The sequence below is a fragment of the Micromonospora sp. I033 genome, from assembly GCF_053890995.1.
In genome coordinates this window covers 1-11,115 of record NZ_JBSSLX010000192.1, presented here as the reverse complement: position 1 = coordinate 11,115, position 11,115 = coordinate 1, and the positions used below count along the sequence as shown (strand labels likewise).

Here is an 11,115-nt window from a genome sequence, read left to right as displayed (position 1 = left end):
CGACGTGTCCGCCGTCACGCCTGACCCGCGCGCACCTCCGTGCTGTCCGCACGGCACCAGCCGCCGCGCCCACCTGGACCCGAGAGCCGCCACCCCGGCGAGGTGGCGGTATCCAGGCACGCCGGATACCGCCACCTCCCGTGGTGCAGTCGATCAAGGGGGTCGGAGCGCCTAGGGTGGTCTGCGTGGCGACCCTTCTGCTTCTGCGACACGGCCGGACCACCGCGAACGCCGACGGTGGCCTGGCCGGCCGGCAACCGGTCGAGCTGGACGAGACCGGGCGCGGCCAGGCCGCGGCGGTCGGCGAGCGGCTCAAGGGGCTGCCCCTCGCGGCGGTGGTGACCAGCCCGCTGATCCGTTGCCGGCAGACGCTGGAGCTGGCCCTGCCCGGCGCCGAGCCGGTGGTCGAGGAGGGGCTTATCGAGTGCGGCTACGGCGCCTGGGAGGGACAGCCGCTCAAGAAGCTGGCGAAGGAGCCGCTCTGGCCGGTGGTGCAGCAGCATCCGAGCGCCGCCGTCTTCCCCGAGGGCGAGTCGATGGCGGCGATGTCGGCGCGGGCGGTCGCCGCGGTGCGGGCCTGGGACGCCCGGGTCAGCGCCGAGCACGGGCCCGAGGCGCTCTGGCTGGCGTGCAGCCACGGCGACGTGATCAAGGCGATCGTGGCCGACGCGCTCGGCGTACACCTGGATCTGTTCCAGCGGATCGTGGCCGACCCGGCGTCGGTGACCGCGATCCGCTACACGCCGCTGCGGCCCTTCCTGGTCCGGCTCAACGACACCGGCGGCGACCTGGCCGGGCTGGTCCCGCCGCCGCGCAAGCGGCGCCGGCGGGCGACCAGGGCGGCCGAGTCGGACGCGGCGGTGGGCGGCGGCGCGGGGGCGGCGCGGTGAGCGGCCCCGCCACGCCCGGGAACGGCCGCGGTCGGCCCCGGCGTTTCGCCCTGGGCGGATTCGGCGTCGGTGCGCTGCGCGACGGTTCCGCCCGCCGGATAGGGTCGTGGGTATGACCCACCAGGTGCACGCCTTCGAGCCGCCGGAGCGGTTCGTCGCCGGAACCGTCGGCCCGCCGGGGGAGCGCACGTTCTTCCTTCAGGCGCGCGGCGGGGGCCGGCTGGTCAGCGTCGCGCTGGAGAAGGTCCAGGTGTCCCTGCTCGCCGAGAAGCTGGAGGAGCTGCTCTCCGAGGCGCAGCGCCGGTTCGGCGTCGAGCTTCCGGAGGCGACCCCGGTGACGGGCGACAACGAGCCGCTCGACACCCCGGTCGACGAGGAGTTCCGGGTCGGCACCCTGGGCCTGGCCTTCGACGTGGACACCGCCACCGTGGTGATCGAGGCGATCGCCGCCGGTGAGGCCGAGGTCGAGGTCGAGCTGGGCGACGCGGACGACGACACCGACGAGGACCCGGACGAGCCGGACGACGACCTCGACCGGCTCCGGGTCCGGTTGACCCCCGAGGCGACCCGCGCGTTCATCGAGCGGGCCCGCCGGGTGGTCAACGCCGGCCGGCCGCCCTGCCCGCTCTGCGGCCAGCCGCTCGACCCGGCCGGTCACCTCTGCCCCCGGCACAACGGTTATCACCGGTGACCTCGTCCGAACTTCAGCCCCGACAGGACGGTGCCGCCGCGCTGCGGCTGCTCAGCGACGGTGAGCTCATCCTGGAGGGGCGGCTGGTCGACGCCTCCAACGCCACCCTGCGCGGCATCATCACCCTCGACGGGGCGAGTGCGCACTGCGTCTACAAGCCGGTCCGCGGTGAGCGCCCGCTCTGGGACTTCCCGGACGGGACGCTCGCCGGCCGGGAGGTCTCGGCCTACCTGGTCTCCCAGGCCACCGGCTGGGACCTGGTGCCACCGACCGTGCTGCGGGACGGGCCCTTCGGTCCCGGCTCCTGCCAGCTCTGGATCGACGAGCCGGAGGACGCCGAGCCGCTGGTCGGCTTCGTGCCCGCCGAGACGGTGCCGCCGCGCTGGTTCCTGGTCGCCGCGGCGCGCGACGACGACGGGGCCGCGTACGCGCTGGCGCACGCCGACGACCCGCGGCTGGCCCGGCTGGCCGTCCTCGACGCCGTGATCAACAACGCCGACCGCAAGGGTGGTCACGTGCTCGTCGGTCCGGACGACCGGATCTACGGGGTGGACCACGGGGTCTGCTTCCACGTCGAGGAGAAGCTGCGCACCGTGCTCTGGGGCTGGGCCGGCCGGCAGCTCCCGCCGGACGCGGTGGCGATGCTCGACGGGCTGGCCGGCCAGCTCACCGGGGCGCTCGGCGACGAGCTGGCCGAACATCTCACCATCAGGGAGGTCGCCGAGGTGGCGGCCCGGGTGGACCGGCTGCGGGAGACCGGGCGGTTCCCGCTGCCGCCGGAGGAGTGGCCGGCCATGCCGTGGCCGCCCATGTGAGTCGCTGTCGCGTTGATCACCCGAGGCGTGCCACCTGAGCGCCTGACGGCTCGTTAGGCTGGCAATCATGGAGTCTTGGGCGGGACACGAGGTGCCACGGCTGCCGGGCAAGGGCACGCCACTGAGGTTGTACGACTCGGCGCGGCAAGGCCTCCACCCCAGTCAGCCCGATGGCGCGGCCACCATGTACGTCTGCGGCATCACCCCGTACGACGCGACCCACCTCGGGCACGCCGCCACCATGATCACCTTTGACCTGGTGCAGCGGATGTGGCGGGACGCCGGCCTGACCGTGCGGTACGTGCAGAACGTCACCGACATCGACGACCCGCTGCTGGAGCGGGCGGAGCGCGACGGCGAGGACTGGAAGGTCCTGGCCATGCGGGAGACCGCCCTGTTCCGCGAGGACATGGAGGCGCTGCGGATCATCCCGCCGGCGCACTACGTCGGCGCTGTCGAGTCGATCCCGGACATCGCCGACAAGGTGCACGTGCTGCTCAAGGACGGCGCGGCGTACCGGCTCGACGACGGCACCGGCGACGTCTACTTCGACGTCGCCGCCGCCCCGGAGTTCGGCTACGAGTCGAACCTGTCCCGCGAGCAGATGCTGGAGATCTTCCCGGAGCGCGGCGGTGACCCGGACCGGGCCGGCAAGCGGGACCCGCTCGACCCGCTGCTGTGGCGCGGCGCCCGCGAGGGTGAGCCGTCCTGGCCGGGTGGCGAGCTGGGCGCCGGCCGCCCCGGTTGGCACATCGAGTGTGCGGTCATCGCGCTGAATCTGCTGGGCGACCGGATCGCCGTCCAGGGCGGCGGCAACGACCTGCTGTTCCCGCACCATGAGTGCTCGGCGGCGCACGCCGAGCGGCTGACCGGCCAGGCCCCGTTCGCCGACCACTACGTGCACGCCGGCATGATCGGCCTGGACGGGGAGAAGATGTCGAAGTCCCGGGGCAACCTGGTCTTCGTCTCCCGGCTGCGGGCCGACCACGTCGACCCGATGGCGGTGCGGCTGGCGCTGCTCAGCGGGCACTACCGCAGCGACCGCTCATGGACCGACGAGCTGCTCGTCGAGGCGCAGGAGCGGCTGGCCCGCTGGCGCCGGGCCGCCGCCGCGCCGGCCGGCCCGTCCGGCGCGGAGCTGCTTGCCGGGGTACGTGCCCGCCTCGCCGAGGACCTCGACACCCCCGGCGCCCTGGCCGTGGCCGACGCCTGGGCCGACCAGGCCCTCGCCGGCGTGGCCGACGACGCCGACGCCCCGAAGCTCTTCGCCGACACCGTGGACGCCCTCCTCGGCATCCGCCTCTGACCGCCGGCCCGCGCTCTGCCCCCGCCCCGGGCGATCATGGACTTGTGGCGGTCGTTCTGCCCGGTTGGTGGCTTCCGTCCACCGCCACAACTCCATGATCGGCTGGCCCGGGGGTTAGCCCAGGACGAGGCCCGGGTCGGGGTCGGGGTCTGCCTGCGGGGCGGGGATGCGGTACTCCTCGGTGAGGGTGGTCATCGGGCCGGGCCAGGTGGCGTGGGCGACCTCGATCGGCTTGCGCTGGGCGTCGTAGGCGACGTGCAGCAGGTGCAGCACCGGGGTGTCCGGCCGGATCTGGAGGATTTCCGCCTCCTCCCGGCTGGGCTGCCGGGCGCTGATCGTGTCGGTCGCGGTGTGGTACCGGCGGCCGGTGGCCTCCTCGGCCTCCTGGTAGAGCGGGCGGCCGAACGCCTCGGCCCGCTCCAGCGAGGTGCCGGCGGTGTCGGCGGGCAGGAACCAGGAGGCGCCCACCTCGACCGGTGAGTCGTCGGTGCGGACCAGGTGCCGCCGGCAGAGCAGTTCGGTGCCGTCGGCCACCCCGAACGCGTCGGCCACCTCGGGCGGGGCGGGGGCGCGGCCGACCGAGACGAGCTGCTGGCGGTACCGGGCGGCCAGGTCGGTGTGGTAGCCGCGGAAGCCGCCGTACCGGCCACGGGAGAGCCGGTTGAGCCGGCGCCGGGTGCCCCGGACGTACGTACCGGAGCCGGGCTTGGTGATCAGGATGCCCTCGACCCGCAGCTGGTCGACGGCGCGCTGCACGGTCTGCTTCGCCACGCCGAACATCTCGGCGATGGCCGGGATGGACGGCAGCCGCTCGCCGGGCCCCCAGTCGCCGCGCCGGACCTGGGCCTTGAGCTGCGCGGCGATCTGCCGGTGCGGGAACTCGGCCGCGCCGGGATTGATCTGCATGCCCGCCTCCTCATCACAGCTAGGTTCCTAGGATGCCCTAGCGGGGGTGACCTCGCCACCCCGGACACGCGGAAGGCCGGGTCCACGGGGACCCGGCCTTCACGGAAGAGCGGCTACCAGGAGCCGGCGGTGGGGCCGGCGGAGCCGCCCCGGCGGCGCAGGTACTTCTCGAACTCCTGGGCGATCTCGTCGCCGGTCAGCGGGGTGATGCCGGCGTCGCCGACCCGCTCCTCCAGCTCACGGACGTACTCGCCCAGCTCGGCGTCCTGCTCGGCGGCGCTGCGTACCCGCTGCTCCCACTCGGCGGCCTCCTCGGCCAGGTCGGCCATCGGCACCGGCAGGTCGAGCACCTCCTCGACCCGGTGCAGCAGCGCCAGGGTGGCCTTGGGGCAGGGCGGGTTGTTGGCGTAGTGCGGCACGTGGACCCAGAACGACACGGCGTCGACCTCGGCCCGGGTGCAGGCGTCGTGCAGCACCCCCACGATGCCGGTCGGCCCGTCGTAGCGGGTGGGGGTGAGCTGGTAGCGCTTGGCGGCGTCGGCGTCCGAGGCGCTGCCGCTGATCGGCAGCGGCCGGGTGTACGGCACGTCGGCCAGCAGCGCGCCGAGCAGCACCACCCGCTCGACCTCCAGGCTGTGGCAGATCTCCAGCACCTGCTCGCAGAAGGTGCGCCACCGCATGCTCGGCTCGATGCCGCGGATCAGCACCACGTCCCGCTCGGTGCCCTCGGGGCTGGCCACCATGAACCGGGTGGTCGGCCACTCGACCCGACGGGTCTCGCCCTCGGCCATCGTGATGGTCGGCCGGCTCACCTGGAAGTCGTAGAAGTCCTCCGGGTCCAGCTCCGTCACCTGTCGCGCCTGCCAGACCTGCTCCAGGTGCTCCACCGCGGCGGTGGACGCGTCGGCGGCGTCGTTCCACCCCTCGAAGGCCGCGATGGCGACCGGGGACCGCAGCACCGGCAGTCCGTCGAACTCGGTCACGCCGTCACCTCACCCTGCTCGTCGGGAGCGGCGCCCGGGGGTCGCCCGGCCGTCCGCCTACGACATTTCCGGCTCGGCGCGTCTGACGCCGCGCCGCGACCTGGAACCGTCGCACGGTCGCGTCGCTGATGTCCTTCACGTCCGCCAGCCTACGTGCCGCCGCCGGGCGCGGCCCGTCGGCCGCGCCGGTCACCCGGCCCGACCACTCGGGCCAACCGGATGAAAGGTACGCGGTGATCCCGCTGACAGTATGTGGGAAGGGCAGGTTGCGGTAACCCGTCCACGCCGGGCCGCACTAACCTGGCCGTGTGCGGACTTCGTTGCTCGATGTGCTGGCGGACCGGATCCTCATCGCCGACGGGGCGATGGGGACGATGCTCCAGGCGGCCGACCTGACCCTGGACGACTTCGACGGCCTTGAGGGTTGCAACGAGATCCTCAACGTCACCCGGCCGGACGTGGTCCGGAGCGTGCACGAGGCCTACCTGGCCGCCGGCGCGGACTGCGTGGAGACCAACACCTTCGGCGCCAACCTGCCCAACCTCGCCGAGTACGGCATCGCGGAGCGGATCCGCGAGCTGTCCGAGGCGGGCGCGCGGCTCGCCCGGGAGGCCGCCGACGCGCACGCGACGCCGGAGCAGCCGCGGTTCGTGCTCGGCTCGATGGGCCCCGGCACCAAGCTGCCCACCCTCGGGCACGCGGCGTACGCCACGCTGCGGGACGCCTACCAGGAGAACGCCGCCGGGCTGATCGCCGGTGGGGCGGACGCCCTGATCATCGAGACCTGCCAGGACCTGCTCCAGGTCAAGGCCGCGGTGGTCGGCGCGAAGCGCGCCCGTGTGGAGCTGGGGCGGGACGTCCCGATCATCTGCCAGGTGGCCGTGGAGACGACCGGCACCATGCTGCTGGGCAGCGAGATCGGCGCCGCGCTGACCGCGATCGAGCCGCTCGGCGTCGACCTGATCGGCCTCAACTGCTCGACCGGCCCGGCGGAGATGGGCGAGCACCTGCGCTACCTGTCCCAGCACTCGCGCATCCCGGTCTCGGTGATGCCGAACGCGGGCCTGCCCGTGCTGACCGCCGACGGGGCGTACTTCCCGCTGAGCCCGGTCGAGCTGGCCGACGCGCTGGAGCAGTTCGTCACCGACTACGGCGTGGCCCTGGTCGGCGGCTGCTGCGGCACCACCCCGGAGCACATCCGGGTGCTGGTCGAGCGGCTGCGCGGGCGGCGGCCGGTGGCCCGGGAGCCGCGCCCCGAGGCGGGCGTCTCGTCGATCTACCACCACGTGCCGTTCGCCCAGGACGCCAGCATCCTGATGGTGGGGGAGCGGACCAACGCCAACGGCTCCAAGGCGTTCCGCGAGGCGATGCTCGCCGCCGACTGGCAGGCCTGCGTGGAGATCGCCCGCGGCCAGGCCCGGGACGGCTCACACCTGCTGGACCTCTGCGTCGACTACGTCGGCCGGGACGGCACGCAGGACATGCGCGAGCTGGCCGGCCGGTTCGCCACCGCCTCCACGCTGCCGATCATGCTGGACTCCACGGAGCCGGCGGTGGTCGAGGCGGGGCTGGAGATGCTCGGCGGCCGCTGCGTGGTCAACTCGGTCAACTTCGAGGACGGTGACGGCCCGGAGTCCCGCTACGCCCGGGTGATGCCGGTGGTCCGGGAGCACGGCGCGGCCGTGGTGGCGCTGCTCATCGACGAGGAGGGTCAGGCCCGCACCCGGGACTGGAAGGTCCGCGTGGCGTGCCGGCTGATCGACGACCTGACCGGCCGGTGGGGGCTGCGCCGGGAGGACATCCTCATCGACGCGTTGACCTTCCCGATCGCCACCGGTCAGGAGGAGACCCGCCGGGACGGGATCGAGACGATCGAGGCGATCCGGGAGATCACCGCCCGCTACCCGGGGGTCAACTTCACGCTGGGCATCTCGAACGTCTCCTTCGGCCTGAACCCGGCGGCCCGGCAGGTGCTCAACTCGGTGTTCCTGCACGAGTGCGCGCAGGCCGGCCTGACCTCGGCGATCGTGCACGCCAGCAAGATCCTGCCGATGTCGAAGATCCCCGACGAGCAGCGCCAGATCGCGCTCGACCTGGTCTACGACCGGCGCCGCGAGGGCTACGACCCGGTGCAGCGGTTCATCGAGGTGTTCGAGGGGGTCGACGCCGCCTCGGCGCGGGCCACCCGGGCCGAGGAGCTGGCCGCGCTGCCGCTGGACGAGCGGCTCAAGCGGCGGATCATCGACGGCGAGCGCAGCGGCCTGGAGGCCGACCTGGACACCGCGATGGCCGAGGGGCGCACGCCGCTGTCCATCATCAACGACCTGCTGCTGGACGGCATGAAGGTGGTCGGTGAGCTGTTCGGCTCCGGCCAGATGCAGCTGCCGTTCGTGCTCCAGTCCGCCGAGGTGATGAAGACCGCGGTGGCCTACCTGGAGCCGCACATGGAGAAGACCGACGACGACGGCAAGGGGCGGATCGTGCTCGCCACCGTCAAGGGCGACGTGCACGACATCGGCAAGAACCTGGTGGACATCATCCTGTCCAACAACGGCTACGACGTCGTCAACATCGGCATCAAGCAGCCGATCAACGCGATCCTCGACGCCGCCGAGGAGCACCGGGCCGACGCCATCGGCATGTCCGGCCTGCTGGTCAAGAGCACGGTCATCATGAAGGAGAACCTGGCCGAGATGGCCGCGCGCGGGGTCGCCGAGCGCTGGCCGGTGCTGCTCGGCGGCGCGGCGCTCACCCGGGCGTACGTGGAGGACGACCTGCGCTCGGCGTTCCCCGGGCAGGTGCACTACGCCCGGGACGCGTTCGAGGGACTGTCCCTGATGGACCGGGTGATGGCCGCCAAGCGGGGCGGCGCGCCGGTGGTCGACCCGGAGCGGGAGGCCGCCCTGGCGGCCCGCCGGGAGCGGCGCGAGCGGCAGCGGGCGCTGGTCCGCGAGGCGCTGCCGGAGCTGGACGACGCCTCGGTGCGCTCCGACGTGGCCGCCGACGTGGAGGTGCCCACGCCGCCGTTCTTCGGCACCCGGGTGGTCAAGGGCGTGCCGCTGGCCGACTACGCGGCGCTGCTCGACGAGCGGGCCACCTTCCTGGGGCAGTGGGGGCTGCGCGGCGCCCGGGGCGGCAAGGGCCCGTCGTACGAGGAGCTGGTGGAGACCGAGGGGCGGCCGCGACTGCGCTACTGGCTGGACCGGCTCATCGCCGACCAGGTGCTGGAGGCGGCTGTGGTGTACGGCTACTTCCCGGCGTACTCGGAGGGCAACGACCTGGTGGTGCTGGACGAGAACGGGCACGCCGAGCGGGCCCGGTTCTCGTTCCCGCGGCAGCGGCAGGAGCGCCGGCTCTGCCTGGCCGACTTTTTCCGCCCGAAGGGTGAGCAGTTGGACGTGGTGGCGTTGCAGCTGGTCACCGTCGGGCAGCCGATCAGCGAATACACCGCGAAGATGTTCGCGGGCAACGAGTACCGCGACTACCTGGAGGTGCACGGCCTGTCGGTGCAACTCACCGAGGCGCTGGCCGAGTACTGGCACCGGCGGATCCGCTCGGAGCTGGTCCTGCCGGGTGGGCGTACGGTCGCCGACGAGGATCCGGCGGACCTGGCCGGCCTGCTGCGCACCGACTACCGGGGCTGCCGGTACGCGTTCGGCTACCCGGCCTGCCCCGACCTGGAGGACCGGGCGAAGATCGTGGAGCTGCTCGGCGCCGAGCGGATCAACGTCCAGCTCTCGGAGGAGTTCCAGCTCGTCCCCGAGCAGGCCACCGACGCCATCGTCGTCCACCACCCCGAGGCCAACTACTTCAACGCCAAGTGATCATCGCAGGTACCCTGACCTGCGGCGGAGCACCCGGAACGGCTCGATTGCCATGATCATGCCGTTTCCACGCCGTCTGCCGTCTGCGGATCGTCGGCGAAGGCGTGGTCGATCGCGCGGCGGGTGCGGTCCTCGCTGGTCTGCGGCAGGTGCGTGTAGATCCGGAGGGTGAAGCCGGGGTCGGAGTGCCCCAGGTACGCGGAGAGAGCCTTGGATGCAACCGGGGCGGGACGCTTGCGGCGTGACACCCCGATGCGGCTGGTTGGCTACCCGCGGTGTACGCGGGCGGGCGGCGAGGCTGGCGCATCCGCTTCTGCCGAGAACAGCGCGGTTGATCATGGCGGAACGATCTACATGCCGATGGTTCCGTCGATGCGTTCGCGGAGTAGGTCGGCGTGTCCGTTGTGGCGGGCGTACTCCTCGATCATGTGGATGAGGACCCAGCGCAGCGAGACGGTGCCGCGCCAGCTGTCATTGCCCTCGATGTCCAGGTCGCGAGCCTTGGCGATGAACGCGTCGGCGAACGCGACCTCGCCGTGCCAGGATCGGCGGGCTGCGGCGACGACGGCCAGGTCGGTTACGGCGTCGTCGAAGTCCCCGTCGGGGTTCGTCGGTGATGAGAAACGTGGGGGTGCGTGTTGCCCGGCCAGGACCTGGCGGAACCAACGGCGTTCCACATCGGCGAGGTGCCGGATCAAGCCCAGCAGCGACAGCGTCGATGGCGGCACCGCTCGGCGAGCCAGGTCGTCCTCGACGTTTGAGCACTTCAACTTCAGCGTATTGCGCTGGGCTCGCAGCATGTCGTGCAGCAGTTGCCGTTCACTCCCGTTGGCGGGTGCGCTGAACCGGCGGTCATCGGCGGTGGGGAAGAGTCCGGCTCTCCTGTGGGTGGCGTCCGGCTGTGCGGTGACCGGCGCGTCGGCGGCGTAGAGGGCGAATCGCTTGGTCAGGGCGGTGATTCGGTTGCGCGGGCCGTACGCCGCGACGGCGACGTAGTCGATCTCGGCCGCGGGTGTTGCGGCGAGCGCGGTCACGTAGTCGTCGTACGTTCGGGCCTGTCGGGCGACCTCGTTGAAGCCCACGGTGATGAGATCCCCGTCGGCGCGCGCCGCGCGGTGCAGGTCGCGGAGCTGGTCGGCGGTGGCGCTCAGGATGGGCACCGGATGGGGGTTCAGCCCCACGTGCAGCTCGCCGGATCCGTCCTTGGCGTCGGCCGCCGGGGGATGGGGCAGCCGGCCGCCGAGGCTCAACGCGAGCACTGCTGCGGCGTTGGCCGCCCATGCGGCTGGCAGGTCGGCACGGATGACAATCACGAGCTTGGTTGCCGGAGTCATGTGGGGGTGCTCCAGGGTGATCGGAGGGTGGTGGTGGCTCTGGTCAGTGGTGAGCACTCCGGATGCGTTGGCGGGCGTGGGAGCGCGCGGCGTCGGCCGGGGTCGAGCCGGTGGCGCGGGCGGTGCGCAGGATGTCGGCGAGGGTGTCGGCGATGCCGTGGACCCGGACGGTGGCCTGGGTGGAGGTCTCGTGATGTAGTTCGACGGCGGTGGCGTGGATGATGCCGCCGGCGCTCACGATGCTGTCCGGGGCCCAGAGGATGCCACGCTGGTGCAGCAGGTCAGCGGTGGCCGGGGTGTCGAGTTGGTTGTTGGCCGGTCCGGCGATCGCGGCGCAGCGCAGTTTCGGCACCGTGTGCGGGGTGA

Annotated in this window: 9 protein-coding genes and 2 pseudogenes; 5 read left to right on the top strand and 6 right to left on the bottom strand. The window is 72.7% G+C overall.

Annotation, left to right across the window (positions count from 1 at the left end):
- Nucleotides 1–176 precede the first annotated feature (176 nt).
- From ACW0Q9_RS24585 to mshC, 4 genes are all read left to right on the top strand, one after another.
- Complete coding sequence (locus tag ACW0Q9_RS24585; RefSeq protein WP_456185143.1) at nt 177–890, top strand: histidine phosphatase family protein; 714 nt, start codon at nt 177–179, stop codon at nt 888–890.
- Between the two features lie 112 nt (nt 891–1,002).
- Entirely contained in the window at nt 1,003–1,581 is a 579-nt protein-coding gene (locus ACW0Q9_RS24580) for a DUF3090 domain-containing protein (RefSeq protein WP_456185139.1), read from the top strand.
- Complete coding sequence (locus ACW0Q9_RS24575) at nt 1,578–2,396, top strand: SCO1664 family protein (RefSeq protein WP_456185137.1); 819 nt, start codon at nt 1,578–1,580, stop codon at nt 2,394–2,396. The genes ACW0Q9_RS24580 and ACW0Q9_RS24575 overlap by 4 nt, the downstream gene beginning before the upstream one ends.
- A 67-nt stretch (nt 2,397–2,463) precedes the next feature.
- The gene (gene mshC, locus ACW0Q9_RS24570; protein WP_456185135.1) at nt 2,464–3,702 is read left to right on the top strand and encodes a cysteine--1-D-myo-inosityl 2-amino-2-deoxy-alpha-D-glucopyranoside ligase; all 1,239 of its coding nucleotides are present in this window, start codon (nt 2,464–2,466) and stop codon (nt 3,700–3,702) included.
- A gap of 114 nt (nt 3,703–3,816) precedes the next feature.
- Here mshC and ACW0Q9_RS24565 read toward each other — a convergent pair whose 3' ends face one another.
- Together ACW0Q9_RS24565 and ACW0Q9_RS24560 are read right to left on the bottom strand one after the other, a co-directional pair.
- Nucleotides 3,817–4,608 carry a GntR family transcriptional regulator gene (locus ACW0Q9_RS24565; protein WP_456185133.1) on the bottom strand — a complete coding sequence of 264 codons (792 nt, stop codon included), beginning with the start codon at nt 4,606–4,608 and terminating at the stop codon, nt 3,817–3,819.
- A 113-nt stretch (nt 4,609–4,721) separates the two neighbouring features.
- Nucleotides 4,722–5,591 carry a PAC2 family protein gene (locus tag ACW0Q9_RS24560; protein WP_456185131.1) on the bottom strand — a complete coding sequence of 290 codons (870 nt, stop codon included), beginning with the start codon at nt 5,589–5,591 and terminating at the stop codon, nt 4,722–4,724.
- A 308-nt stretch (nt 5,592–5,899) separates the two neighbouring features.
- Here ACW0Q9_RS24560 and metH point away from each other — a divergent pair, with 308 nt between their 5' ends.
- The gene (gene metH / locus ACW0Q9_RS24555) at nt 5,900–9,415 is read left to right on the top strand and encodes a methionine synthase (protein ID WP_456185129.1); all 3,516 of its coding nucleotides are present in this window, start codon (nt 5,900–5,902) and stop codon (nt 9,413–9,415) included.
- Between the two features lie 56 nt (nt 9,416–9,471).
- On the opposite strand, the gene ACW0Q9_RS24550 is transcribed toward metH, so the two are convergent.
- The 4 genes and pseudogenes from ACW0Q9_RS24550 to ACW0Q9_RS24535 form a co-directional block, all read right to left on the bottom strand.
- Nucleotides 9,472–9,663 carry a hypothetical protein gene (locus tag ACW0Q9_RS24550; RefSeq protein ID WP_456185127.1) on the bottom strand — a complete coding sequence of 64 codons (192 nt, stop codon included), beginning with the start codon at nt 9,661–9,663 and terminating at the stop codon, nt 9,472–9,474.
- A 102-nt stretch (nt 9,664–9,765) separates the two neighbouring features.
- On the bottom strand, nt 9,766–10,215 hold the full coding sequence (locus tag ACW0Q9_RS24545) for a DinB family protein (RefSeq protein ID WP_456185141.1): 450 nt from the start codon (nt 10,213–10,215) through the stop codon (nt 9,766–9,768).
- A 138-nt stretch (nt 10,216–10,353) separates the two neighbouring features.
- A pseudogene (locus ACW0Q9_RS24540) lies at nt 10,354–10,749 on the bottom strand (DUF2000 domain-containing protein); the annotation flags it as partial.
- Nucleotides 10,750–10,792: 43 nt separating this feature from the next.
- Nucleotides 10,793–11,115, bottom strand: a pseudogene (locus ACW0Q9_RS24535) (amino acid dehydrogenase); the annotation flags it as partial.